At 41.2% G+C, this 24,697-nt stretch carries 23 protein-coding genes; 18 read left to right on the forward strand and 5 right to left on the reverse strand.

The annotated features are described in order from the left end of the window. The first annotated feature begins 18 nt into the window (after window positions 1–18). The 14 genes from lspA to AC1Z3S_RS05460 all read left to right on the forward strand — a co-directional run bounded on the left by lspA (window position 19) and on the right by AC1Z3S_RS05460 (window position 15,426). On the forward strand, window positions 19–489 hold the full coding sequence (gene lspA / locus AC1Z3S_RS05395) for a signal peptidase II (RefSeq protein WP_322597292.1): 471 nt from the start codon (window positions 19–21) through the stop codon (window positions 487–489). Next, window positions 476–1,381: an RluA family pseudouridine synthase gene (locus AC1Z3S_RS05400; protein WP_461739504.1), complete on the forward strand. Its 906-nt coding sequence runs from the start codon at window positions 476–478 to the stop codon at window positions 1,379–1,381. The genes lspA and AC1Z3S_RS05400 overlap by 14 nt, the downstream gene beginning before the upstream one ends. Before the next feature lie 223 nt (window positions 1,382–1,604). Further along, window positions 1,605–2,141 carry a bifunctional pyr operon transcriptional regulator/uracil phosphoribosyltransferase PyrR gene (gene pyrR / locus AC1Z3S_RS05405; RefSeq protein ID WP_461739505.1) on the forward strand — a complete coding sequence of 179 codons (537 nt, stop codon included), beginning with the start codon at window positions 1,605–1,607 and terminating at the stop codon, window positions 2,139–2,141. Window positions 2,142–2,148: 7 nt separating this feature from the next. Further along, window positions 2,149–3,432 carry a solute carrier family 23 protein gene (locus AC1Z3S_RS05410; RefSeq protein ID WP_461739506.1) on the forward strand — a complete coding sequence of 428 codons (1,284 nt, stop codon included), beginning with the start codon at window positions 2,149–2,151 and terminating at the stop codon, window positions 3,430–3,432. A 273-nt stretch (window positions 3,433–3,705) separates the two neighbouring features. Further along, window positions 3,706–4,632 (forward strand): aspartate carbamoyltransferase catalytic subunit, encoded by a 927-nt coding sequence (locus AC1Z3S_RS05415; protein ID WP_461739507.1) that lies wholly within the window; start codon window positions 3,706–3,708, stop codon window positions 4,630–4,632. Between the two features lie 33 nt (window positions 4,633–4,665). Beyond that, window positions 4,666–5,949, forward strand: a complete 1,284-nt coding sequence (locus tag AC1Z3S_RS05420; protein ID WP_461739508.1) for a dihydroorotase — start codon at window positions 4,666–4,668, stop codon at window positions 5,947–5,949. 2 nt (window positions 5,950–5,951) lie between these two features. After that, the gene (locus AC1Z3S_RS05425; RefSeq protein ID WP_265457567.1) at window positions 5,952–7,031 is read left to right on the forward strand and encodes a carbamoyl phosphate synthase small subunit; all 1,080 of its coding nucleotides are present in this window, start codon (window positions 5,952–5,954) and stop codon (window positions 7,029–7,031) included. A gap of 1 nt (window position 7,032) precedes the next feature. After that, window positions 7,033–10,215, forward strand: a complete 3,183-nt coding sequence (gene carB / locus AC1Z3S_RS05430) for a carbamoyl-phosphate synthase large subunit (protein WP_461739509.1) — start codon at window positions 7,033–7,035, stop codon at window positions 10,213–10,215. Between the two features lie 155 nt (window positions 10,216–10,370). After that, on the forward strand, window positions 10,371–11,153 hold the full coding sequence (locus AC1Z3S_RS05435) for a dihydroorotate dehydrogenase electron transfer subunit (protein WP_461739510.1): 783 nt from the start codon (window positions 10,371–10,373) through the stop codon (window positions 11,151–11,153). Further along, entirely contained in the window at window positions 11,154–12,092 is a 939-nt protein-coding gene (locus AC1Z3S_RS05440) for a dihydroorotate dehydrogenase (RefSeq protein WP_461736629.1), read from the forward strand. 31 nt (window positions 12,093–12,123) lie between these two features. Further along, entirely contained in the window at window positions 12,124–12,837 is a 714-nt protein-coding gene (gene pyrF / locus AC1Z3S_RS05445) for an orotidine-5'-phosphate decarboxylase (protein WP_461739968.1), read from the forward strand. Beyond that, entirely contained in the window at window positions 12,838–13,467 is a 630-nt protein-coding gene (gene pyrE, locus AC1Z3S_RS05450) for an orotate phosphoribosyltransferase (RefSeq protein ID WP_461739511.1), read from the forward strand. It begins immediately after the preceding gene. A gap of 373 nt (window positions 13,468–13,840) precedes the next feature. Further along, window positions 13,841–14,530 (forward strand): carbonic anhydrase family protein, encoded by a 690-nt coding sequence (locus tag AC1Z3S_RS05455; protein ID WP_461736917.1) that lies wholly within the window; start codon window positions 13,841–13,843, stop codon window positions 14,528–14,530. Between the two features lie 2 nt (window positions 14,531–14,532). Then, a complete protein-coding gene (locus AC1Z3S_RS05460) occupies window positions 14,533–15,426 on the forward strand; it encodes a LysR family transcriptional regulator (protein WP_461736627.1) in 894 nt (297 codons plus the stop codon). A 22-nt stretch (window positions 15,427–15,448) separates the two neighbouring features. Here AC1Z3S_RS05460 and AC1Z3S_RS05465 read toward each other — a convergent pair whose 3' ends face one another. Then, window positions 15,449–15,892 carry a GNAT family N-acetyltransferase gene (locus AC1Z3S_RS05465; RefSeq protein WP_461739512.1) on the reverse strand — a complete coding sequence of 148 codons (444 nt, stop codon included), beginning with the start codon at window positions 15,890–15,892 and terminating at the stop codon, window positions 15,449–15,451. A 171-nt stretch (window positions 15,893–16,063) separates the two neighbouring features. Between AC1Z3S_RS05465 and AC1Z3S_RS05470 the strand changes: the two genes are divergently transcribed. Next, entirely contained in the window at window positions 16,064–16,522 is a 459-nt protein-coding gene (locus AC1Z3S_RS05470; protein ID WP_461739513.1) for an NUDIX hydrolase, read from the forward strand. A gap of 81 nt (window positions 16,523–16,603) precedes the next feature. Here AC1Z3S_RS05470 and AC1Z3S_RS05475 read toward each other — a convergent pair whose 3' ends face one another. From AC1Z3S_RS05475 to AC1Z3S_RS05490, 4 genes are all read right to left on the reverse strand, one after another. Then, on the reverse strand, window positions 16,604–17,080 hold the full coding sequence (locus tag AC1Z3S_RS05475; RefSeq protein WP_461739514.1) for an NUDIX hydrolase: 477 nt from the start codon (window positions 17,078–17,080) through the stop codon (window positions 16,604–16,606). A gap of 102 nt (window positions 17,081–17,182) precedes the next feature. Beyond that, window positions 17,183–18,874 carry a fibronectin-binding protein EfbA gene (gene efbA / locus AC1Z3S_RS05480; RefSeq protein ID WP_461739515.1) on the reverse strand — a complete coding sequence of 564 codons (1,692 nt, stop codon included), beginning with the start codon at window positions 18,872–18,874 and terminating at the stop codon, window positions 17,183–17,185. A 125-nt stretch (window positions 18,875–18,999) separates the two neighbouring features. Beyond that, window positions 19,000–20,661, reverse strand: a complete 1,662-nt coding sequence (locus AC1Z3S_RS05485) for a phosphoenolpyruvate carboxykinase (ATP) (RefSeq protein ID WP_461739516.1) — start codon at window positions 20,659–20,661, stop codon at window positions 19,000–19,002. A gap of 65 nt (window positions 20,662–20,726) precedes the next feature. Beyond that, window positions 20,727–21,095: a DUF1622 domain-containing protein gene (locus AC1Z3S_RS05490; protein WP_461739517.1), complete on the reverse strand. Its 369-nt coding sequence runs from the start codon at window positions 21,093–21,095 to the stop codon at window positions 20,727–20,729. A gap of 662 nt (window positions 21,096–21,757) precedes the next feature. Here AC1Z3S_RS05490 and trpX point away from each other — a divergent pair. From trpX to AC1Z3S_RS05505, 3 genes are read left to right on the forward strand one after another with little or no spacing between them, the layout of a single operon-like run. Then, on the forward strand, window positions 21,758–22,792 hold the full coding sequence (trpX, locus tag AC1Z3S_RS05495) for a tryptophan ABC transporter substrate-binding protein (protein ID WP_461739518.1): 1,035 nt from the start codon (window positions 21,758–21,760) through the stop codon (window positions 22,790–22,792). After that, window positions 22,792–23,676 (forward strand): ABC transporter permease, encoded by an 885-nt coding sequence (locus AC1Z3S_RS05500; RefSeq protein ID WP_461739519.1) that lies wholly within the window; start codon window positions 22,792–22,794, stop codon window positions 23,674–23,676. The genes trpX and AC1Z3S_RS05500 overlap by 1 nt, the downstream gene beginning before the upstream one ends. Further along, the gene (locus tag AC1Z3S_RS05505) at window positions 23,676–24,458 is read left to right on the forward strand and encodes an ABC transporter ATP-binding protein (RefSeq protein ID WP_461736618.1); all 783 of its coding nucleotides are present in this window, start codon (window positions 23,676–23,678) and stop codon (window positions 24,456–24,458) included. The genes AC1Z3S_RS05500 and AC1Z3S_RS05505 overlap by 1 nt, the downstream gene beginning before the upstream one ends. The last annotated feature ends 239 nt before the right edge of the window (window positions 24,459–24,697 follow it).

Raw genomic sequence — 24,697 nt, forward strand, 5'->3', positions numbered from 1 at the left:
CTGAAGGAGATTTACGGAATGCTTATTGTGTATTTATTGTTGGCAGTGGCAGTGATTGCTGTTGACCAAATGGTGAAGCTTTGGACCGTTGCCAACACGGCTTTAGGAGAGGTTCATAGTTTTATTCCCAATGTACTTTCACTGACCTATATTCAAAATACTGGTGCTGCTATGGGAATTTTAGAAGGAAAGATGTGGATTTTCTACATCATTACTGTCGTGGCAGTTGTCGGCTGTTTATATGCTTTGTGGCGCTTTCGAAAAGGCAGCAAGCTATTGGGCTTTGGAATTGGCTTAATTTTGGCGGGGGCGATCGGCAATTTCATCGACCGGGTGCGCTTAGGCTATGTGGTGGATATGTTTAAAACGGATTTTGTTGATTTTTGGATTTTTAATGTTGCTGACGCCGCGCTAACAATTGGTGTCGTCTTGATTTTAATTTATCTATTTTTAGATGAAAGAAAGGACAAGCAGCATGGAACAAATTGAAGTGATTATTCATCAAGAAAAAGGCCGGCTGGATAAAATCTTAGCGGAGCGTTTACCTGAGTATACCCGTTCGCAAATTCAAGGCTGGCTCAAAGAGGACTTAGTGGCAATTTCTGATCAACCAGTCAAAGCAAATTATAAAGTTAAGACTGCAGATCGAGTTGTGATTACCTTACCTGAACCTGAAGAGTTGGATTTAATTCCCGAGAATTTACCTTTAGATATTGTTTATCAAGATGAGGATGTTGTCGTGGTCAACAAACCTCAAGGAATGGTAGTCCATCCCTCGGCTGGTCACAGCCAAGGCACACTGGTGAACGGTTTACTTTACCATGTCAAAGATTTATCGACAATCAACGATGTGGTGCGCCCAGGGATTGTTCATCGGATTGACAAAGATACATCTGGTCTTTTAATGGTAGCTAAAAATGATCATGCCCATGAAGCGCTTGCTAAACAATTAAAGGATAAAAGTTCTTTAAGAAAATACGTGGCTTTAGTTCACGGGGAAATTCCCCACGAAAAAGGACGGATTGAAGCACCCATTGGCCGTTCAAAAGTCAATCGCAAAATGCAGGCGGTCGTGGATGACGGCAAACCAGCTGTGACTCATTTTACAGTTTTAGAACGCTTTAAAGATTTTACTTTTATCGAATTGCAGCTGGAAACCGGGCGTACTCATCAAATTCGGGTTCACATGCAATATATCGGCTATCCGGTTGCCGGTGACCCGCTTTATGGACCGAAAAAGACTTTAAAGGGTCAGGGACAATTTTTACATGCGAAGCTGTTAGGCTTCACGCATCCAACAACTGGTCAAGAAATGGTTTTTGAAGCGCCGCTGCCAGATATTTTTGAAAAAACTTTAGAAATGTTACGGAATAATCATTGATTTTTTCCGCTAATAACGGTATAGTCTTCTAGAGAGAAAATTTAATAGCTCCTTTAAGAATAGTCCCGTGAGGCTAAGAAGGAAATGCAAGTGGCTTATTGGGTGCGCCTAATAGAAAACTTGCCTACTTTGTTGCAGTTAAAACTGCCTTAACCAAGTAACTTCCTCCTGCCTGTTTTGGGTAGGAGTTTTTTTTTGAAAAAAATTAATTGGAGGAATCACAATGCAAGCAAAAGAAGTCGTGGATAACGTTACAATGAAACGGGCCTTAACGCGGATCACCTATGAAATCATCGAGCGCAACCACAGCATTCAAGACATTGCTTTAGTCGGAATTAAAACCCGGGGAATTTACATCGCCCAACGGATTGCCGAGCGCTTAAAACAATTAGAGCAAATTGACGTTCCCGTTGGAGAATTGGACATCACATTGTATCGTGATGATCAAAAATCACCAGATGAAGCTGAATTGCATTCTTCGGATATTCCGTTTCCGATTGAAGGCAAGGAAGTCATTTTAGTCGATGATGTCCTATTTACTGGCCGGACGATTCGCGCATCGATGGATGCAGTGATGGATTTTGGCAGACCACGAAAAATTTCTTTAGCCGTGTTAGTTGACCGAGGTCATCGGGAGCTCCCGATTCGTGCCGATTACGTCGGCAAAAATATTCCAACTTCCATGAAGGAAGAAATTGTAGTCGAGATGGAAGAATTAGATGGTCAAGATCGGATTTTAATTGAAAAGATAGGGGAGTAATGGGCAAATGTCGCAACCAGAAGATTTTCACAACGATGATGTGGTGTTAGATATCCACGACCGGCCAAAGCTAGGACACTGGATTGGCTTGAGCATTCAACATTTGTTTACCATGTTTGGCGCCACAGTTTTGGTACCAATTTTAGTCGGAATTAATCCCAGCATTGCCTTAGTCAGTTCCGGCCTAGGGACAATTGTTTACTTAACAGTCACTAAGGGAAAAATCCCCGCCTATCTCGGCAGCAGCTTTGCTTTTATCGCTGCGATGCAATTATTAATGCAAAGCGATGGCTATCCGGCGATTGCCCAAGGCGCTTTGACAACCGGTTTAGTATACTTGATTGTTTCATTTATCATAAAAAAAATCGGCAGTGCTTGGCTGGATAAAATTTTACCTCCGATTGTTGTCGGACCAGTCATCATGGTTATTGGTCTGGGCTTAGCAAGTAATGCCGCCAATAATGCAATGTACAATGGTAGCGAGTATGATTTTCGTTTCGTTTTTGTCGCCCTAGCAACCTTAGCCGTGACCATTATCTTCAATATGTTTTTAAAAGGATTTCTCGGTTTGATTCCTATTCTACTAGGCATCATCTGCGGCTATCTAATTGCTTTGATGGTGGGGATTGTCGACTGGCAATCGGTAGTTGATGCTCCATGGTTTCAATTACCGGCCTTTGAAGTTCCCTTTGTCCAATATACGCCGAAACTTTATTTGAATGCCATTACTATCATGGCACCAATTGCTTTTGTAACGATGACAGAGCATATTGGTCATCTGATGGTTTTAAATAAATTAACCAAGCGTAATTTTTTTGAAGATCCGGGTTTAAGTCGCACACTTATGGGAGATGGCTTAGCACAAATTGTGGCCGGAGTTGTCGGCGGTCCGCCAGTTACTAGTTACGGTGAAAACATCGGTGTACTTGCTATCACTCGTGTCCATAGCGTTTTTGTTATCGGTGGCGCAGCTGTCTTTGCAGTCGGCCTAGGTTTTGTCGGCAAGTTGAGCGCCTTAATCTTAAGCATTCCCAACCCAGTTATTTCAGGCATCAGTTTTGTGCTCTTTGGAGTAATTGCTTCCAGCGGCTTGAAATTATTAATCGAAAATAAAGTTGATTTCGATCAAAAACGTAATTTATTAATCGCCTCAACAATCCTAGTCATTGGAATCGGCGGTTTAGTCTTTGAAATCGGCACCTTCACCTTATCAGCAATGGCTTTAGCAACCGTCTTAGGAATTTTCCTAAACTTAGTGTTACCAGAGCAAGCGGCCAGTGAGAAAGAATAACGATTGAAGAAAATATTATTTTAAAATTGAACTAGGATGTCAGTTCCGCTTTTTGCAGAATTAAGCAGCCAGCTGTTTAGCGGAATGATATGCGTACGAGAATAAAATTAAATTTCTGTGAGGAAATTTAATACCTTAAAATGAGTTAGCTTGTCAGTTCCGTTTTTCGCAGTATTAAGCAGCCAGCTGTTTAGCGGAATGATATACGTATGAAGATAAAACTAAATTTCTCTCGAGAAATTTAATACATTAAAACGAACTAGGAGGACTGTCATGATCATTCCATCAGAACAAGTTAGTTTGAAACATTTGTTAACAGTGGAGGCTTTGAGCGATCAGGAGGTTATGGGGTTGATTCGCCGAGGACAGGAGTTTAAAAATGGTGTCCAGTGGATGCCGCAGCGGCGTCAGTATTTTGCGGCGAATTTGTTTTTTGAAAACAGTACCCGGACCCATAAGAGCTTTGATGTCGCTGAGCGTCGGTTAGGGTTGGAAGTGATTGAATTTGACATCACGACTAGTTCGGTACAAAAGGGTGAGACCTTGTATGACACTGTCTTAACTCTTTCGGCGTTGGGCATCGATATTGCGGTTATCCGTCATGGAGATGAAAACTATTACGATGAATTAATTCAAAGTAAAACCATTCAATGTTCGATTGTCAACGGCGGTGACGGCAGCGGTCAACATCCTAGTCAATGTTTGTTGGATTTAATGACCATCTATCAAGAATTTGGTGGATTCAACGGATTAAAAGTAGCCATTGTCGGAGACATTACCCATTCTCGGGTGGCGAAATCAAATATGCAAATGTTAAAACGTTTAGGGGCTGAAGTCTATTTTTCCGGACCGGAAATCTGGTACGATGAATCCTTTGAAGTGTATGGTCACTATCAACCACTGGATGAATTAATTCCTGAGATGGACGTGATTATGCTGTTGAGGGTTCAACACGAACGTCACGACGGCAAAGAAAGTTTTTCTAAAGAGGCGTATCATCGAGAGTATGGTTTGACCATCGAGCGGGAAGCAAAGATGAAAAAATCCGCGATTATTATGCATCCAGCGCCAGTCAATCGGGATGTAGAAATTGCCGATTCTTTAGTAGAAAGTATGAAATCAAGAATTGTTGAACAGATGACCAATGGTGTTTTTGTACGAATGGCCATCTTGGAGGCAATTTTAAACGGTAAAGCATAGTTGAAGGAACCGACTAAATGAGGGGGAACTAATATGAAAACATTAATTAAAAATGGACGGATCAATACCTTTGGCAACCAGACAACAGCTGCTGCCATCTGGTTGGAAAACGGCATTATTCAAGGCATTGGAGTCAATTTTCCAGAAGCAGACTTTGATCAGGTGTATGATGCACAAAATCAATTAATCACACCGGGCTTAGTGGACGTCCATGTTCATTTAAGAGAACCAGGCTTTACCTATAAAGAAACGATTAAAACCGGTTCACAGGCAGCGGCAAGAGGCGGCTTTACCACCGTCTGTGCGATGCCCAATTTAAATCCAGTTCCAGACACTGTCGAAAAATTTACCGCCTTAGAAGAAATCATCAAGCGGGATGCTGTTGTCAAAGTTTTACAATATGCCCCCATCACCGAAGAATTGCGCAGTGAAATTTTAACCGATCAAAAAGGCTTAAAGGCTGCTGGTGCCTTCGCCTTCACCAACGATGGCGTTGGCGTTCAAACAGCTGGGACGATGTATCTTGCGATGAAGGAAGCTGCAGAAAATAATATGGCAATTGTTGCCCACACTGAGGATGAATCTTTACTCTTCGGTGGCGTGATGCATAAAGGTGCTGTGTCAGAGAAATTAGATTTGCCGGGAATCATGAGTGCGACCGAATCCTCACAGATTGCCCGTGACTTAATTTTAGCGGAAGAAACTGGCGTTCATTATCATGTCTGCCACGTTTCGACCAAGGAAAGTGTCCGAGTAATTCGCGATGCTAAAAAAGCTGGCGTACATGTAACCGCAGAAGTTTCCCCTCATCACCTAATTTTGATTGATGAAAATATTCCTGAAGATAATGGCTTTTGGAAAATGAATCCGCCACTAAGAGGGGATGAAGACCGTCAAGCGTTAATCGAAGGCTTATTAGACGGCACGCTTGATTGTATCGCAACGGACCATGCCCCCCATGGTTTAGAAGAAAAACAACAAAGTTTCTTAAAAGCACCTTTCGGGATTGTCGGTAGTGAAACGGCCTTTCAATTAATTTATTCCAACTTTGTCGAAACTGGCATTTTCACTTTGGAACAAGTGATTGACTGGATGGCTGTGCAACCGGCCCGCATTTTTGGTTTAGAAGTTGGCACATTGACAATTGGCCAACCAGCGGATATCGCTGTCTTTAATCTAACAGATGAGACTGTGATTGATGACAAAGACTTTCAATCGATGGGTGTGAACACGCCCTTTGTCGGCTGGAAAATTAAAGGGGAAACCTTAATGACATTTGTCGATGGCAAACTTGTCTATCAAAAGGAGGCCAAATAAGTATGAAAAGACTTTTAGTCTTAGAAGATGGTTCAGTGTTTGAAGGAGAAGCCTTTGGCGCTGACGTGGATGTCTTCGGTGAACTAGTGTTTACAACTAGTATGACAGGTTACCAAGAAACAATTACCGACCAAAGTTTCAACGGTCAAATTATTACTTTTACTTATCCAATGGTGGGGAATTACGGAATTAACCGTGATGACTACGAAAGTATTTCACCGACCTGTAAAGGGGTAGTCGTTAAAGAACATGCCCGCCGCGCTTCCAATTGGCGTAATCAAATGACCTTGGATGAATTTTTAAAACGCAAAAATATTCCCGGGATTTCAGGAATTGATACCCGCGCTTTAACGCGAAAAATTCGCAGCTTTGGTACGATGAAAGCTAGCATGGTAGATGTCGGTGATGAATTCAATCATATTTTTGATCAACTGAAGGCAACGGTTCTACCAAACAATCAAGTAGCACAGGTTTCCACAACGAAACCTTATCCAAGTCCGGGAATCGGTCGCAATGTAGTGGTCATTGATTTTGGTTTAAAACACAGTATTTTGCGGGAACTTTCCAAAAGAGAATGCAATTTAACAGTGATGCCCTACAATACGAATGCTGAAACTATTTTGGATTTGCATCCAGATGGCGTGATGTTAACCAACGGGCCGGGAAATCCTAAAGATGTGCCGGAAGCCATTCAAATGATTAAAGAGATTCAAGGTAAGGTGCCGATTTTTGGTATTTGCTTAGGCCATCAGCTTTTTGCCTTAGCGAATAATGCCGATACCTACAAGATGAAATTTGGTCATCGAGGCTTGAATCATCCGGTCAGAGAAATTGCGACTGGCCGCATTGATTTTACTTCGCAAAACCATGGCTTTGCGGTGGACCCAGAGACAATTGACAACGAAAAATTAATGATTACCCACGTTGAAGTGAACGACAATACGGTGGAAGGTGTTCGTCACCGTCAGTATCCGGCTTTCTCTGTTCAATTTCATCCAGATGCAGCACCGGGACCACATGACGCCGTACATTTGTTTGATGAGTTTATGGAAATGATGGACGCTTGGAAGGAGCAGCGATAAGATGCCAAAAAGAGATGATATTAAAAAAATTATGGTCATCGGTTCAGGTCCGATTATTATCGGCCAAGCCGCTGAGTTTGATTATGCTGGCACCCAAGCGTGTTTAGCTTTAAAAGAAGAAGGCTATGAAGTTGTTTTAGTCAATTCCAATCCAGCAACAATTATGACGGATAAAGAAATTGCCGATCAAGTCTACATCGAGCCGATTACATTAGAATTTGTTTCACGGATTTTACGAAAAGAACGGCCAGACGCGTTACTACCGACATTAGGCGGGCAAACCGGCTTAAATATGGCGATGGAATTAGCCAGCTCAGGTATTTTAGATGAGCTGCATGTGGAATTATTGGGAACTAAATTATCAGCCATCGATCAAGCTGAAGATCGTGATTTATTTAAGCAATTAATGGAGGATTTAGAGCAGCCCATTCCAGAATCAGAAATTGTTAATACGGTTGCCGAGGCTTTAACCTTTGCTGAAAAAATTGGCTTCCCTGTGATTGTTCGTCCAGCCTTTACCCTAGGTGGAACTGGCGGCGGCATGTGTGATACACCAGAAGAATTGGCCGTTGTCGCTGAAAATGGTTTAAAACTTTCACCAGTAACCCAATGCTTGATTGAAAAAAGCATTGCTGGCTTTAAAGAAATTGAATACGAAGTGATGCGGGATTCAGCCGACAATGCGATTGTCGTTTGTAATATGGAAAACTTTGATCCGGTGGGAATTCACACCGGCGATTCGATTGTTTTCGCCCCGAGCCAAACTTTATCCGATAACGAATACCAAATTTTACGGGACGCTTCTTTAAAAATTATTCGGGCCTTGAAAATCGAAGGCGGCTGTAATGTGCAGCTAGCCTTGGACCCTTACAGCTTTAATTACTATGTGATTGAAGTGAATCCCCGGGTTTCTCGTTCGTCAGCTTTAGCGAGTAAAGCTACCGGTTATCCAATTGCTAAATTAGCAGCCAAAATTGCCGTTGGGTTAACACTGGATGAAATGAAAAATCCAGTCACCGAAACAACTTATGCTGAGTTTGAACCAGCCTTAGACTATGTTGTTGCCAAAATTCCCCGCTGGCCTTTTGATAAATTTGAGAAGGGCGATCGTCGCCTCGGGACTCAAATGAAGGCGACCGGTGAAGTGATGGCGATTGGCCGCAACATTGAGGAGTCTTTGTTGAAGGCAGTCCGCTCATTAGAAATTGGGACGCACCATGTGGAAATGAAGGAATTAAAAACCGTCAGCGATGAAATTTTGACGGATAAATTAGTCAAGGCACAAGATGATCGTCTGTTTTATTTAGCAGAAGCGATTCGTCGCAATTACTCGATTGAAGAATTGCACGCTTTAACTAAAATTGATTTATTCTTTTTAGATAAGTTGTTGCATATTGTTGAGCTGGAAACAGAACTAGCGGATAATAAACATGATTTAGCGCTTTTAAAAACCGCCAAGCAAAATGGTTTTACCGATAAAAAAATTGGAGAGCTTTGGGAAATCTCAGAAGCTGAAGTCAATCAAATTCGTCATGAGGCGCAAATTTTACCAGTTTATAAAATGGTGGATACCTGTGCAGCTGAATTTGAATCTAACACGCCGTATTTTTACAGCAGCTATGAATTTGAAAATGAAAGCCTGCGCTCAGAGAAGCCTTCCGTCTTAGTCTTGGGCTCTGGACCGATTCGTATCGGTCAAGGGGTCGAGTTTGATTATGCAACCGTGCATTCGGTCAAAGCGATTCAAGCAGCTGGCTATGAAGCAATTATCATGAATAGCAATCCAGAAACAGTTTCGACTGACTTTTCTATCTCTGATAAATTGTATTTTGAGCCATTGACTTTAGAAGATGTCTTGAATGTGATTGAACTGGAACAGCCAATTGGTGTAATCGTTCAATTTGGTGGGCAAACGGCCATTAATTTAGCCGAGCCATTAGTTAAAAATGGCGTGAAAATTTTAGGCACCACCATTGAAGACTTAGACCGGGCAGAAAATCGTGATTTATTTGAGCAAGCCCTAAAAGATTTAGATATTCCACAGCCGCCAGGGGATACGGCGACTAGTCCAGAAGAAGCTGTAGCGATTGCCAATCGGATTGGTTATCCCGTTTTAGTTCGACCTAGTTATGTTTTAGGTGGTCGGGCAATGGAAATTGTCGAAAATCAAATTGACTTAGAGGATTATATGGCCAACGCTGTCAAGGCGTCACCAGAACATCCTGTCTTGGTGGATAGCTATCTCGTTGGTAAAGAATGTGAAGTCGATGCAATCTGTGATGGCACTACTGTTTTAATTCCAGGGATTATGGAGCATATTGAACGGGCTGGTGTTCACTCAGGAGATTCGATGGCTGTCTATCCGCCGCAAACTCTCTCAAAAGAAATTCAAGATAAAATTGCGGATTATACGAAACGCTTAGCATTAGGCTTAAATTGTATCGGCATGATGAATATTCAATTTATTGTGCGGGATGACATGGTCTATGTGATTGAAGTCAATCCGCGGGCTAGTCGGACAGTGCCGTTTTTAAGTAAAATTACCGGTATTCCGATGGCACAAGTTGCGACCCGAGCAATCTTAGGGGAAAGTTTAACGGACATGGGCTACAAAGATGGTTTGTATCCTGAGAGTAAAAATGTTCATGTTAAAGCACCGGTCTTCTCCTTTACGAAATTACTCAAGGTAGATACTTATTTAGGACCTGAGATGAAATCAACTGGGGAAGTCATGGGGACTGACCATAATTTAGAAAAAGCTTTGTATAAAGTTTTTGAAGCAAGCGGATTGCATCTGCCTAGTTATGGCGCAGTATTGTTTACCATCGCTGATGACGCAAAAGAAGAAGCCCTCAGCTTAGCAGAACGCTTCAATCGGATTGGCTACAGTTTAATTGCCACCGAGGGCACTGCTGAATTTTTAGAAAAGCATGGCTTGAATGTTCAACACATTGCAAAAATCAGTGATGATGCCGATGAAAATGTGATTGATTTAATCCGCAGTGGTAAGGCGCAGGTTGTCATTAACACGATGGATAAAAATCGCAATAATTCTTCAGAAGATGGTTTTTTAATTCGCCGGGAAGCTGTCGAGCATGGTGTACCATTGTTTACTTCTTTAGATACAGCAAATGCAATTCTAAAAGTCATGGAATCCCGCTCGTTTTCTGCTGAAGCCATTTAAAAAATCAGACTGCAAGGTCCATTCGACATCTGACACTCATTTTTCAGTGAAGACTGTCTATCTTGAGTGTCAGGTGGTATAGTAAAAAGGAAGTTGCAGTCTAGTACATAAGAAAAAATCGCAATTTTCTGTCAAGAAATGGAGGACATGTCCCAATGAAACAAGAGATTATGACAATTGCCAAACAACGCCAATTGGCTCCCAGAATTTTTGAGATGACCTTACAAGGTGAGTTGGTCAAAGAAATGCAGACACCCGGACAATTTATTCATCTGTTGGTTCCTAGAGCCGATTTATTGTTGCGGCGACCAATCAGTTTAAATCATATTGATCAAGCAGCCGGCACCTGTCGAATTATTTATCGGGTGGAGGGCGATGGCACAAAAGTTTTTTCAGAAATGTCAGCTGGCGATCAAATTGATGTGATGGGTCCATTAGGCAATGGCTTTTCTTTAGAAAATATTCAAGCTGGCGATGAAGTCTTTATCGTCGGCGGCGGGATTGGCATTCCGCCTTTATATCAGTTGTCAAAAGCCTTGTTGGCCATTGGGGCAAAACCAGTTCATTTCTTAGGCTATGCCTCTGCTGAGGTGGCGTATTATCGTGAGGAATTTGAAGCTTTAGGGGAAACTTTTTTTGCAACAGATGACGGCAGCTTTGCTTATCGTGGAAACGTCGGCGGTTTATTGCAGGAAATTACCCAACAGCGTCAAGCCAAAGCGGTTTTTGCCTGCGGCGCTAACGGCATGTTAAGAGCCGTGGAAACAATTTTTACTGATCATGATAATGTTCAATTATCTTTAGAATCACGGATGGCCTGCGGGATGGGGGCTTGTTATGCCTGCGTTTGTCATTTGCAGGATGATGAAACGGGCACTAAATATGTAAAAGTATGTGATGATGGTCCGATTTTCCAAGCAGGAAAGGTGGTTTTATAAATGACAAATCCTTTAGCAATTGAAATCCCCGGCTTGCATTTAAAAAATCCAATTATGCCCGCCAGTGGTTGTTTTGGTTTCGGTAAAGAGTACAGTAATTATTATGATTTAAATCAATTAGGTTCAATCATGATTAAAGCGACGACCCCGAAAGCTCGTTTTGGAAATGAAACACCGCGAGTTGCTGAAACACCAAGTGGCATGCTAAATGCGATTGGTTTACAAAATCCCGGCTTAGAAGTCGTGATGACAGAAATTTTACCGAGCTTAGAACAATATCAAGAGCTGCCGATTATTGCCAATGTTGCTGGTTCTTGTGAAGAAGATTACGTGGAGGTTTGCAGTCGGATTGGTGATGCACCTAACGTCAAAGCAATTGAATTAAATATTTCTTGTCCGAATGTGAAACACGGCGGGATTGCCTTTGGGACACAACCGGATGTTGCCTTTAGTTTGACAGAAGCTGTCAAAAAAGTGGCATCTGTTCCAATTTACGTGAAATTATCACCTAATGTCACTGACATTGTGCCGATTGCTCAAGCAGTTGAGGCTGGTGGAGCAGATGGCATTTCAATGATTAATACTTTATTAGGGATGCGAATTGATTTAAAAACCCGCAAACCAATTTTAGCCAATCAAACTGGCGGTTTATCAGGACCAGCTGTTAAACCTGTCGCAATTCGTTTAATTCATCAAGTGGCACAGGCGACCAGCTTGCCGATTATCGGCATGGGGGGCGTGCAGACGGTGGATGATGTCTTAGAAATGTTTATGGCAGGTGCTAGCGCTGTGGCGGTGGGAACAGCAAACTTCACTGACCCTTACATCTGTCCAAAATTGATCGACGCTTTACCACAACGGATGGCAGAGCTAGGAATTACGTCATTACAAGAATTAATTAATGAAGTTGCCATGACCCGGCCAAGTTTGGTTAAATAATTTTTTTCAAAAAGGAGAACCGTCTATGTTAATGGATTCACGTCCGATTATCGCTTTAGATTTTGCTAGCCGACAAGAAATTGCAGCATTTTTAGAAAATTTTCCCGCAAGCGAAAAACTGTTTGTTAAAGTTGGGATGGAAATTTTTTATCAAGAGGGACCGGAAATTGTTCGCTGGTTAAAATCTTTAGACCATGATGTTTTCTTGGATTTAAAGCTACACGATATTCCTAATACGGTTGAAAAAGCGATGCAGGGAATTGCAAAATTAAATGTGTCCATTACCAACGTTCACGCTGCTGGCGGGGTTGCGATGATGGCGGCTGCTTTAAAAGGATTAAAAGCGGGGACCGCTGAGGGGCAAACTGTGCCGCAATTAATTGCGGTGACTCAATTAACCTCGACGAGTGAAGACCAAATGCATCAAGACCAGTTAATCGAGGTCAGTTTAGCTGAAAGTGTCGCCCATTATGCAAAATGTGCTGAAAAAGCGGGCTTAGCCGGAGTTGTCTGCTCGGCTTTAGAAGTTGCCGACATTCATCAGGCAACGAATCCAGAATTTATCTGTCTGACACCTGGTATTCGTCCTGCTGACAGTGCGGTTGGCGATCAAAAACGTGTGGTGACGCCAGCTCAGGCAAAGGAAATCGGTTCTTCTTATATTGTGGTAGGGCGGCCGATAACGCAAGCGGACAATCCATATCAAAGCTATCTAGAAATTAAAAAAGATTGGAGCAAAAATTAAATGGCAGTGGCAGAAAATATTGCAAAAGATTTATTAGAAATTGAGGCGGTTTTTTTAAGCCCCAACGAACCTTTTACTTGGGCGAGCGGCATTAAAAGCCCGATTTACTGTGATAACCGCATCACCATGAGTTATCCGAAAATTCGCCGGGAAATTGCTCAAGGCCTAGCGGAAAAAATTAAAGAAACTTTTCCAGAGGTGCAAGTGATTGCTGGCACTGCAACGGCCGGCATTCCCCATGCTGCTTGGGTAGCAGAAATTTTAGACTTGCCGATGGTCTATATCCGCTCAAAAGCAAAAGACCATGGGAAAGGCAATCAAATTGAAGGGCGCATTTTTGAAGGCCAGAAGATGGTTGTAATTGAGGATTTGATTTCTACTGGAGGCAGCGTGCTAGAAGCAGCTGAAGCCGCAACAAGAGAAGGGGCAGAGGTTTTAGGAGTCGCAGCAATTTTCACCTATGAACTGCCAAAAGGCCAAGCTAACTTTGCTGAAAAAAAAGTAGAGCTGGTAACCTTAACCAACTATTCGACTTTAATTGATGTTGCTCTTGAGATGAATTACATCGATGAAAAAGACGTTGCTCTGTTAAAAGAATGGAAAAAAGATCCTGCTAACTGGTTGAAATAGAAATGTTAAAGAGATTGTCCTTAAGTTTTACTTGCAGAAGATTTTCCGAATTTTTAATGCTGTTCCTGCGATTTAATAAGCCGGCAGGATAAATAAATGCCTGTGTATCTCTGATTAATTAATTCAGAATCGTGAATTCAGATTTTACAATAGCATTTATTACAGAAATTCGGAGCGTTTGTTTTGCTAAAAGCTTATGGGGCAGTCTTTTTTGATGTGAAAATCCTTCAAAAATTTTAATTAATTGAAAAATTATGAAGGATAAATCTAGTTAGTTTAGATTGCCATTTTATTTAAAAATCGCTATCTTTGAAAAGGTAGACTATTTTTAAATTTTTTTTTGGAGGTTTTTGTTGTGGCAAAAATTAAGAACATGGACGTCGAGTGGGGTTATTCTGGAGAGCGTGGACCGGAAAACTGGCACACCCTTTGTGATTGGTTTGCTGAAGGAGCTAAATTTCCGCTGCAATCCCCAATTGCTTTAACGCAAAGTATTTGTCAGCCGGATAATTCAACCTATCAAGCCCTCAGCATTCACTACCAAAAAGAGTTATTTACTGAAAAAGAATTTAAAAATACGATTCACTTTGTGCCCTTTGACACTAAGAGTTTTGTAGTGTTTAATAAGATAGAATATCATTTGACTGATATTCATTTTCATATGCCTAGTGAGCATGTGATAGAAAATCAGCGCCAACCTTTAGAATTTCATCTTGTGCATATGAACGCAGCAGGGGAAAATTTAGTTTTAGGTGTCTTATTTGATTTGACGGAGGACGAGGGCAAAATTTTTAACAATCAACCGGATACTATCTGGGATTTTGCGAACCATCTTCAGGAATTCAATCCGGTGATTTTTCTGCCGGAAAAACGCAGCCACTATCACTATGTCGGCTCGTTAACGACACCGCCGACCAAAGGCCCAATCAATTGGTTTGTCTTTGATACAATCGGCAAGATGAAGCTGGATTTTATCGACCTGTTTCGTGAAGACGTGGCGGAGAATAACAGCCGCCCATTACAGGAGTTAAAGGAGCGCCAAGTTGATTATTATGGTGGTTAAACATGAATATCCAACAATTACGCTACGTAATCGCTGTTGCCAACAGCGGCAGCTTCCGTGAGGCTAGTAAAAAATTATTTATAACGCAACCCAGCTTGTCCAACGGCATCAAGGAATTAGAGGCTGAGGTTAAAATTAGCCTGTTCACCCGCACAAATCGGGGCGCCTATTTAACCGAAGAGGGAAAAGAATTTTTAGCCGGTGCTGAAAAAATTATTGAACAGATGGAGCTCTTTGAAAATCGCTACCACAATCAAGAGGTCAGCGATACTTTTTCGATTGCTTCTCAGCATTATGATTTTTTAGGGACATTGGTGGCTGAGCTTTTAGCGGAGACTAGCGCCTCCATTAAAAAATTTCGCATTCATGAAACGACGACAGGGACGGTTATTGAAGACGTCCGCAATTTTTATTCAGAGATTGGCTTGATTTATTTAAATGAGCATAACCGGGCCGGAATCAAGCGGTACCTTGAGCAAGCGGAGCTGGATTATTTTGCAGTCGGAGATTTTCAGACCCATATCTTTTTAGGCAAGCAGCATCCGTTGGCAGAACAAAAAGAAATTCACTTGGCGGAATTGGTTGGCTATCCTCAGGTGCGCTTCACGCAAGACGGCAGTAATTTTCCTTATTTTGCGGAAGACTTAGTTGAAATTCCTGAACAAGAACAAGTCATCTATACAAGCGATCGGGGCACATTGGTCAATATTTTGACGGCTACTGAGGCCTACGCTTCTGGGTCGGGCTTAGTGATTGGCCCCGCCAAAGAGGTCATTCGCTTAATTCCGTTAGCTGAGTCTCCAAACAATACGTTTTATATTATCCACTCTAGAAAACGGCCATTAAGCCAAGTTGCTCAGCAGTTTATTAAAAAATTTCAGCAAATAATCAAATAAAGACGAACACCACTGGGCCGAATTACGGTTCAGTGGTGTTTTTTTCAGCCTGCCAAAGTAAGGTGTAACGGCGGCAGTTTTGATATTTAAGTTCGCTTTTGACAAGCTCAAATTGATTTTTTTGATAGAACAGCAGACTATCATCATCTGTTTCAAGGGTAATTTGCTGAGGCTGCTTACTTTTTATAAAAAAGCCAATGAGTTCAGAAGCGATATGTTGGTGGCGCATTTCGGCGGTGACTGCCAATGCTTCAATCAGAAAATTATTTTCTGTCCTTTTAGTAATCAAGAGGCCAACAGTTTGCTGCTGATTTTTCGCAACAAAAAAATTAGTATTAGGGGCTTCTATTAGGGGACTGATTCTAGCTTTCAAAGCTGCTTGATTATCATAAGTTGCAAAACAATCCGTGAGTAATTCAATAATTTCAGATGTCAGCCGTAGCTGTTGAGCCTCAAAATAATCCATTGGCACTATCTCCTATCGCTAGTAGTTAAATCAAAGGTATAAATTAGTTTAGCATAATTTTATGAGAAGCCATTAGTTTGAGAAAAAAATGGTAGTATAAGTAGAGACTTAAATATAAATTTTTACGGTAATATAATTATGTAAACTAAAATAGCTAAATGGAGAAATTACATGCAGACAAAAGGTGCTTTTACGATTCTGACGGATGCTCAGGAAAAAATTTTATTAGTAAAACGCAGAGATATCCCCTTTTGGGATTTACCCGGTGGCGGTGTGGAGTCAGGGGAAACGGCTGAAGTCGCTGCTGTTCGCGAAGTTTTGGAAGAAACTGGCCTAGAAGTAGTAATTGAGAAAAAAATTGGGTTATACACTTTGCCGAAGCATCAAGATCAACAAGTAATCTTTTTTGGTAGAATCTGTGGTGGCAAACTGGTTACCAATGGGGCGGAGACAAGAGCTATCAAATATTTTGCCAAGGATCAGTTGCCAATAAACTTGATTCCTTTTCGGAAACGGCAAATCAAAGATTTTTTTCAGCAAAAGACAATGGTCACAGAAACTTTACGGGAGAGCAAAAGCTTAATGGTGGCAGAATTTCTTGTGACTCGTTTGTTAAAATTTATTAAATGATACAAGCGAGCTGAGCTATCGATTATTTGATTATCCTAAAACAAAGCAGATCCTCTTTTTATCTAAAAGAGAGCTGACTCTTCATCTGAGCTTCATTTCAGAGGACCAATCAGCATCAAGGAATTTTTCAATATCTGTTTTAATATCTTCATGCTGCTGATTGACCAGTGGCGGAAAATCAGACAAAGAAAAGTATTGTAAAGCCAACGATTCGGCATTGCTTTTAGCAAGCTTTCCGCTGCGAACGTCTACCAAAAAGAAATGGGTGATTGGCTGAGCAATATCACCGTTTGGATAGTGGTCTTCATATTTAGAATAAATCCCTAGTAACTTTTTAATCCTTACCTCAAGTCCGGTTTCTTCTTTTATTTCACGAATTAAAGCTTCCTCTAACGACTCCCCCAATTCAACGGCTCCTCCGGGAAAACCCCAGACTTGTTTGTCTGCTCTTTTTTGCAGCAGAATCTGTTTTTTTTCGTTGATGGTACAAGCACCAACAAAATTTAAAATGATTTTTTGGTGGCCGACAAGTTTTCGAAGATCTTTAATATAATCCATTTTAAAACTCCCTTCAGTAGATAAAAATGGCTGAAGGAAGAGGGTGGCCAGCATTTAACTTAAGCTTTGTTAAATGGTGCTACTCTTCCTTCAGCTAAAAACTTATTTTCGCAGTTGATTAATTTTTTCTTCCTCTGGTGTGACAAATAGCGTTTTTTGATTTTCGTAAATCACAAAACCCGGCTTGGCACCGTTTGGTTTATGGACGAATTTGACTTGGACATAATCGACCGGAACTTGGGCTGATTGACGATATTTTGAGAAATAAGCTGCCAATTCTGCCGCCTCCAATAACGTTTCCTCACTGGGATTGTCGCTTTTGATGATGACATGGGAGCCGGGAATATTTTTGGCATGCAGCCAGACATCGGTTTTTCGAGCAGTCTTTAAGGTCAGCTGATCGTTTTGCAGATTATTTTTGCCGACTAGAATTTGCGTGCCGTCTGAACTGGTAAAGACTTCCGGTTTTGACGGCTGTTCCTTTTTGCGTTTTTTGCTAGCTTTTTTAAGATAGCCTTGGCTGGTCATTTCTTCTTTAATCACCTCAAGATCGCGGGGAGATGCCAAATCTAATTGAGATTGCAGAGACTCTAAATAATTGATTTCATCTTTGCTTTCTTGGATTTGCTGATGCACCAGTTTGACCGCATTTTTTAATTTTTGATAGCGATTAAAATATTTTTGCGCATTTTGGTTGGGCGTCAAAGCTGGGTTTAAAGGAATCGTTAAAGGTCGATCTTCATCATAATAATTGGCCAAGGTGACTTCGCTGGCTCCTTTTGGTACTTGCGCCATAAAGGTTGTCAGCAGTTCGCCATCTCGCCGAAAATCCTCGGCATTTTCAGAGTCTTTTAAGGTCTGCTGGCGTTTGGCTAATTTTGTTTGATTGCGTTTCAATTCGTTTTCAACCCGTTTTAGCAATTCATTTCCCTGTTGCTTGACGCGGTCTTTTTCTGCCCGGTCGCCATAATAATCATCTAGCAATAAGCTGAGACTGGCAAAGGTTGCCACCGGAGTTCCCAGAGTTTCAAAGGGGAAGAGGGTGAAAAAATCTTTTGTGTCCTTTTGACTATAACTGGGCTCTATTTGTGTTTGCGCTTTTTGCCAAAAATTATCCCAGACCCGCATTTTTTCCTGCGGGTGCTCCGTCAATAAAAAGGCCAGCTCATTGGCGGTGTCCCAGCCGAGACCTTGAAAGTTCGCCTGTAAATATTTGCCCGTCAATTCAGGCGCTCTTGAAAGAATTTCAAAGACGGTTTCTTTTTCAACTGTAAAAGGATTTTTTTGTTCTTGTTTTGGCGGTTCAATATAGTCAACTCCGGGTAAGAGGGAGCGATAGGTATTTTGCGATGAGCCGATGTGCTTAATGGCATCGAGAATTTTGCCGCTAGCTTGATTCACCAAAACGATGGTACTGTGGCGGCCCATCAATTCAACAATCAGCTGGATATTTTGCAAATCGCCTAATTCATCCCGTTTATTAAAATGAAACAGCATCACCCGATCATTGTCCTGCTGCTGAATACTTTCCAAAATAGCTCCGTCTAAGTGTTTGCGGAGCATCATCACAAAATTTGGTGGAGTATCGGGATTGCCATATGCAATTGTCGTGATTTGCACTCGAGCATAACTTGGATGGGCACTTAATAATAATTTGTGAATTTTTCCTTGGGAGCGAATCACAAAAACAACTTCGTTAGGGTAGGGCTGGTGGATTTTTGAAACTCGGCCGCCGATTAATAAAGCGCTGAGCTCTTTGACCATCCCATGGGTAAAAACGCCATCAAATGACATAACTATTCCTCATTTCTATTTCAAACTGCTTGTTACATTATAACGGAAAACGCTAGAGATACCAATGAATACCAATTCCGCAAAAAAACCTGCAATCGTTAAAGATTGCAGGCGTTGCTGTTTATTTAGCCTTGGAAACTTTCCAATTCTAAAATTAAGTGTTGAATCAATAGGGAGGTTTCTTCCGGTAGGGCATTATAGCCGTCGTTTGATTCCTTCATTTCTAAAATAAAGTTCAACCGATTTTCCATCCGTTTTCTTAGGCGAGTGACATATTCTTTGTCAGTGAAATCAGGCTCGTGTCCTTCAACCGGTAAATAGCTCATCGCGGTCATCGGGCCAAAGTCGACAAATTTCGCCTTGTCTTCTACAACGGATTCGATACTGCCTAAAGTATCTTTTGGTGTCACTTTATTGCCGTTGAAGAAACCAGTATTTAAAATATAGCAGGCAGTGTCCTGCATGGAAAATAAATCACGGAAATCTTTGTAATCTTCGCCTAAAGGATAGCTGCGGAATGGATTAGCAAAAGGTTCGATAACTAAATCGTCTAAGTCAGTTCCAGGTACGACATTTTCAGCAGTCGAACGTTTTGTTGCCAAGGTTACTCCGAAAACAGCAGCCAATACCGGATCATCAATCCGCACAATCGGTGGCAGTGAATCGTCCTTCATAATCCAATAAATCGCATCAATTTTTTCATCTAAGTGGTCAACCCGATTCGGTGTCACAAAACGCGATTTTACAGTTCGGCCGTTACCATTACGAATATCTTCGGTGACTAAAACTTTTTGACCTTTTTCATCCAAGGTCACGCCGATATTTTGACAGGTTAAGAAATATTTCACCGTTTCATCCGCCATCGGGTAATCCTGCGTCTTATCAAAGTAAGCAGGCTCTAAAGCGGTGGTTGTGCCGTCTTTTTTAGAAATAACGAAGGCATCGTCGTGTAAAACTTTGACATCATATTTGTCGCCGTGTTTGGCTAAAGTAATGGTTGATTTTCCGGAGCCGGAAAGACCAAAGGCCGCCATCGTATATTTACGATCTGGTAGTTGATATTGTTTCATCCCACCGTGACAAGAAACAAAGCCATTGCGGTGAGCCAAGCCCCAAGCTAAAGTTAAGGTCGCTTTTTTGAATTCACCAAAATAGCGTAGTCCTAAAATAGCAGCGGTATTATGAACGGGATCAAACAAAGCTAAGCCAAGGGGATAATCTGGATGGCTCCAAGTCGGATCGCCGTAAATATAAATATCACCCTCTGTATATTCTTTAGAATCCGTGTACATTTTTTTGTATTCGTCATTCATAATTTGGAAGTTTAATAGATAAGAATAAAAATCAGCTTCAAAGCCCTTTGGCAGCATAATATGCGAGCGTACCATAAAGTCAGCGTCTAAGCCGACAACGACTTCACCGTGATAATATTCTTTGAAGGTGCTGTGGTAAACAGCCTCCCTTAAGATACCGGCAAGCTCTGCGCTTTTGACACCCGGTTGGCCGATAATGCGTCTGGCAGCAGCCGTCCGACCAAAAATTTTCCCATCATTATTGACTAAAATTTTGGCATCATGGGGAATGCCTTGACGTTTTGGTTCATAAACCGGCAAATCAGTGACAATTGTACCGGGCGCTTTTTTTGCTAGCTCATAAGCTTCAGCAATCGTTTTAATCTTAGTCACGTGATTGCCATAGAAGGCAGTTTCAATTGTAGCCCGAAAATTTGAAAATAACGGATTTTCTTTGGTGATTTTGTCAATTGGTGTTCCTTGAATGGTACTCATTTGGTTTCCCCCTTGTGTTAATTTTTTTATAAATTAATTGTACCACAAGAATAAGAAAACGCTTATTATTTTTGAATAATCTCAAAATCTTTTATTTCCTTGGCTAAAAAGTAGGAAATAACCGTTCTGATAACGACGAGAGCAGCTAATTTAAAAATATCTGCTAAAGTTGGATTAATGACCGATTCGATAATATCAGCGGCAATCAACACTTCTAAGCTGAGCAAAATATAACTGCCTAATTTATTTTTTATGATGGTATTATCATAGTTAGGATTGCTCCAGGTCTTTTTGGAAAGCTGGCTGCGACCAAATTGAATCAGCGCATGAACAACACCGATAATCAAAATCAAAATGGAAGCACTGCTTAAAATAAAGACAAAGACGTCAAAAAAAGGTCTGACGTAATCCATCAGTTGATCGTTGAGATGCATAGAAATGCCTCCTCGTAAATTTCTTTCAGTATTTCTATTGTACTAGTTTTTGCAGTATTTAGACAATTATTAAATACAGATCGAGGGAAAGAAAGTTGAACAGGGGTTCGGATAGCTTATTTGACAAATAAGGTTATTGAGTTAATAAAACTAAAATTGAGCTTCTTTGTACAGAAGAATCTTATCCAGAAAGAAAAGTTGTTTAGACTATCAAATTGAAATCATCTTTGAAATTCGTCTAGAAACTAAATGTGTTAAGTGTGTTCTCAGCAGAAAATTTCATCTGACGGACTTTGATTAAAAAAACCTCATATTTTTTTCATTTTCTTATTGCAATTTGTCAGAAGATTCGGTAGACTAATTGCAAATCAAAAATCTTTTTGGAAGGGGCAAGTCAAATGCATTTATCAAAATTTTCATGGCAAAATTGGCGCAGATAAGTTGTATTTGTCGAGGCTCGATAGATACGACTTTTTAGAGTTTTCTAAAACCGTATCTATGCCAAGAGTATTTCAGACGAAACCTTCGACCGCATAGACTAACATCTATGGGGTCTTTTTTTGACTTCAATGGCTTGTAAAATGGGAGAAAACTTTAAAAAGGTCAATGAAGTTAGCTGTAAAAGCAACAACTAAAACGGGAAATTATTGGAGGAAGTTTAAATGAAAAACAAAGGATTAATCGCAAGTGTCGCTGTTATCGCAGTCATTTTAGTGGGCTTTTTTGCCTATCAATTAGGTCAACAGAGTAATTCAGCCGATTCAACAGCTGATTCAACAACTGAAAGTAGCGCTGTTGAAATGAAAACCGTCGGAATTTTACAATATGTCAGTCACAATGCTTTGGATCAAATTCATCAAGGGATTATTGAAGGCTTAGCAGAGAGCGGCTACGTTGAAGGAGAAAATTTAACCATTGAATTTCAAAACGGTCAAGCGGATCAAAGCCGCTTAAACACGATGAGCCAGCAATTAATTTCTGAAGGGTCAGATGTCTTAGTAGGGATTGCCACACCAGCGGCGCAAGCTTTGGCCAATGCCACGACAGAAATTCCAATTGTCCTTGGAGCAGTCACTGATCCAGTTGGAGCCGGTTTAGTTGCTGATTTAGATGCACCGGGAGGCAATATCACCGGCGTTTCCGATCAAACACCGGTTGCCGCTGTTTTACAATTGGCTCAAGAAATTTTACCTGAGGCTGCAACGGTTGGTATTTTGTATTCTTCTGCTGAGGATAATTCACAAGCGCAGGTCGCCCAAGCGCAAGCAGCGGCTGCCGATTTAGGTGTTGAGACGAAATTATTTGCTGTCAATTCCAGCAATGAAATTGCCCAAACTGTTCAAGTGATGGCCGCCCAAGTCGATTATATTTTTATTCCTTTGGATAATACGATTGCCAATGCGATGGAAACCGTTGTTCAAGAAGCAGACGCTGCCAGCACACCAATTTTCCCCTCCGTTGACACAATGGTGGAACAAGGCGGCATTGCGACGATTGGTTTAAATCAATTCCAAATTGGAGTGGAAACAGGTAAGATGGCAGCGCAAATTTTAGATGGCGCTGACCCGGCAGCAACACCGGTTTACTTATTTACAGAAGGCGAAACCATTATCAATTCACAACAGGCAGCAAAATTAGGCATCACGATTCCAGCTGATATTGTAAGTGACGCCACTGACTTAGGAGGAGAAGAGTAATGCTCGTTTCATCAATCGGACAAGGTTTATTATGGGGCATTTTAGGTTTGGGAATTTTTATGACCTATCGGATTTTAAATTTTCCTGATATGACTACTGAGGGAACTTTCGGTCTCGGTGGTGCCGTTTGTGCGACGGCAATTGTCCAGGGGATTCATCCTGTGCTGGCGACCCTCTTAGGAGTTTTAGTCGGCATGGCCGCTGGTTTTGTGACAGGTATGTTATATACGAAAGGCAAAATTCCGGTGATTTTGGCAGGGATTCTAGTAATGTCTGCATTAAATTCTGTAATGCTCTTTGTGATGCAGACGCCAAATCTTTCTTTGCGGAATCAACCACGGATTCAAGATTTTTTTTCCAATTTAAATTTGCCACCGTATTATGACATGATTTTTGTTGGACTGATTGCGGTTGGTTTGCTGATTGGCTTGCTATTATTTTTCTTCAACACCGATTTAGGCCAAGCTTATATCGCAACCGGTGATAATGAATCGATGGCCCGCTCCTTTGGCATTAAGACGGATTTTATGAAAATTCTCGGCTTAACCTTATCGAATGGGGTTATCGCTCTGTCAGGCGCTCTCGTCACACAAAATGACGGCTATGCCGATGTCAGCCGTGGCGTTGGCGTGATTGTGATTGGCTTAGCCTCCATTATTATCGGGGAAGTTTTATATGGCGAGCTGACTTTTACGGAACGCTTAATTGCAATTATTGTCGGTAGTATTATTTATCAATTGCTGATTTTATTAGTGATTCGCGCTGGCTTTGATACCACTTATCTGAAAATCTTCTCGGCAGCCGTTCTTGCTGTCTGCTTGATGATTCCACAGTTGAAGAAAAGTTTGAATTTGGTGACCGGCTTTGAAAAGGGGGCAAAATAATGGCAATTTTAGAATTACAGCAAGCCACCAAAGTGATTCATAATGGCCCCAATGAGCATTTAACAATTTTAGATCACGTAGATTTGAAAATTGAAGCCGGCCAATTTGTGACAGTATTAGGCGGCAACGGTGCCGGAAAATCGACGTTGTTTAATGCGATTAGCGGCAGCTTGAGTTTAACTAGTGGCGATGTCTTTATTCAAGATAAAAAAATTACCAAAGAAAGCGAAGAAAAACGGGCCGCTTATTTATCCCGAGTCTTTCAAGACCCAAAAATGGGGACGGCCCCAAGAATGACAGTTGCTGAAAATTTATTACTGGCTCAAAAGCGTGGTCAGTCCCGTAAATTAGTTACCCGCAATTTGCAAAATCAACGGGAATTATTTATTCAATTGTGTGCGGAAATCGGCAACGGCTTAGAAAATCATTTAGATACTCCAACTGGTTTGCTTTCTGGCGGACAAAGGCAGGCCCTCAGCTTATTGATGGCAACGATTCAAAAACCGGACTTACTGTTATTAGATGAACATACTGCCGCCCTCGATCCGAAAACTTCTCGTCAGTTGATGGCTCTGACGGATCAAAAAATCCAAGAGGAAGCCTTAAGCTGTCTCATGATTACCCATCGCATGGAGGATGCCTTAAATTACGGCAATCGGCTATTGGTTTTAAAAAATGGCCGCATTGTTCAGGATTTAGATGCTGCTGAAAAACAGCAGTTAACCTTAAGTGACCTCTTATTATTCTTTGAAGAGATGGAAGAGCTACCGGAAGTTATGTAAGTATCAGTTTTGTAAAAAGAAAAAATTTTAATGAGAAGTTCTTTCCAGATTATTTTGGAAGGAACTTTTTATTTTGCAGGAGATGGCTCAGCCTTTTTATTATTACAGAAAAAAATTAGCAACGCAGATTTAAGAGAATTAAAAACAGTTAGAAAGTAGACCGAAATTTTTTTATTTAAAGAAATAACACTTTTCCTTTTCTACCCCTTTTGCCCTCTGTTATAATTAAAGGAAAGAGA

The sequence above is a fragment of the Enterococcus sp. LJL90 genome, assembly GCF_056924355.1.

Bases quoted from the DNA above. Each gene is read 5' to 3' on its own strand.
- lspA (WP_322597292.1), top strand. From the start codon at position 19: ATGCTTATTGTGTATTTATTGTTGGCAGTGGCAGTGATTGCTGTTGAC.
- AC1Z3S_RS05400 (WP_461739504.1), top strand. From the start codon at position 476: ATGGAACAAATTGAAGTGATTATTCATCAAGAAAAAGGCCGGCTGGAT.
- pyrR (WP_461739505.1), top strand. From the start codon at position 1,605: ATGCAAGCAAAAGAAGTCGTGGATAACGTTACAATGAAACGGGCCTTA.
- AC1Z3S_RS05410 (WP_461739506.1), top strand. From the start codon at position 2,149: ATGTCGCAACCAGAAGATTTTCACAACGATGATGTGGTGTTAGATATC.
- AC1Z3S_RS05415 (WP_461739507.1), top strand. From the start codon at position 3,706: ATGATCATTCCATCAGAACAAGTTAGTTTGAAACATTTGTTAACAGTG.
- AC1Z3S_RS05420 (WP_461739508.1), top strand. From the start codon at position 4,666: ATGAAAACATTAATTAAAAATGGACGGATCAATACCTTTGGCAACCAG.
- AC1Z3S_RS05425 (WP_265457567.1), top strand. From the start codon at position 5,952: ATGAAAAGACTTTTAGTCTTAGAAGATGGTTCAGTGTTTGAAGGAGAA.
- carB (WP_461739509.1), top strand. From the start codon at position 7,033: ATGCCAAAAAGAGATGATATTAAAAAAATTATGGTCATCGGTTCAGGT.
- AC1Z3S_RS05435 (WP_461739510.1), top strand. From the start codon at position 10,371: ATGAAACAAGAGATTATGACAATTGCCAAACAACGCCAATTGGCTCCC.
- AC1Z3S_RS05440 (WP_461736629.1), top strand. From the start codon at position 11,154: ATGACAAATCCTTTAGCAATTGAAATCCCCGGCTTGCATTTAAAAAAT.
- pyrF (WP_461739968.1), top strand. From the start codon at position 12,124: ATGGATTCACGTCCGATTATCGCTTTAGATTTTGCTAGCCGACAAGAA.
- pyrE (WP_461739511.1), top strand. From the start codon at position 12,838: ATGGCAGTGGCAGAAAATATTGCAAAAGATTTATTAGAAATTGAGGCG.
- AC1Z3S_RS05455 (WP_461736917.1), top strand. From the start codon at position 13,841: ATGGACGTCGAGTGGGGTTATTCTGGAGAGCGTGGACCGGAAAACTGG.
- AC1Z3S_RS05460 (WP_461736627.1), top strand. From the start codon at position 14,533: ATGAATATCCAACAATTACGCTACGTAATCGCTGTTGCCAACAGCGGC.
- AC1Z3S_RS05465 (WP_461739512.1), bottom strand. From the start codon at position 15,892: ATGGATTATTTTGAGGCTCAACAGCTACGGCTGACATCTGAAATTATT.
- AC1Z3S_RS05470 (WP_461739513.1), top strand. From the start codon at position 16,064: ATGCAGACAAAAGGTGCTTTTACGATTCTGACGGATGCTCAGGAAAAA.
- AC1Z3S_RS05475 (WP_461739514.1), bottom strand. From the start codon at position 17,080: ATGGATTATATTAAAGATCTTCGAAAACTTGTCGGCCACCAAAAAATC.
- efbA (WP_461739515.1), bottom strand. From the start codon at position 18,874: ATGTCATTTGATGGCGTTTTTACCCATGGGATGGTCAAAGAGCTCAGC.
- AC1Z3S_RS05485 (WP_461739516.1), bottom strand. From the start codon at position 20,661: ATGAGTACCATTCAAGGAACACCAATTGACAAAATCACCAAAGAAAAT.
- AC1Z3S_RS05490 (WP_461739517.1), bottom strand. From the start codon at position 21,095: ATGCATCTCAACGATCAACTGATGGATTACGTCAGACCTTTTTTTGAC.
- trpX (WP_461739518.1), top strand. From the start codon at position 21,758: ATGAAAAACAAAGGATTAATCGCAAGTGTCGCTGTTATCGCAGTCATT.
- AC1Z3S_RS05500 (WP_461739519.1), top strand. From the start codon at position 22,792: ATGCTCGTTTCATCAATCGGACAAGGTTTATTATGGGGCATTTTAGGT.
- AC1Z3S_RS05505 (WP_461736618.1), top strand. From the start codon at position 23,676: ATGGCAATTTTAGAATTACAGCAAGCCACCAAAGTGATTCATAATGGC.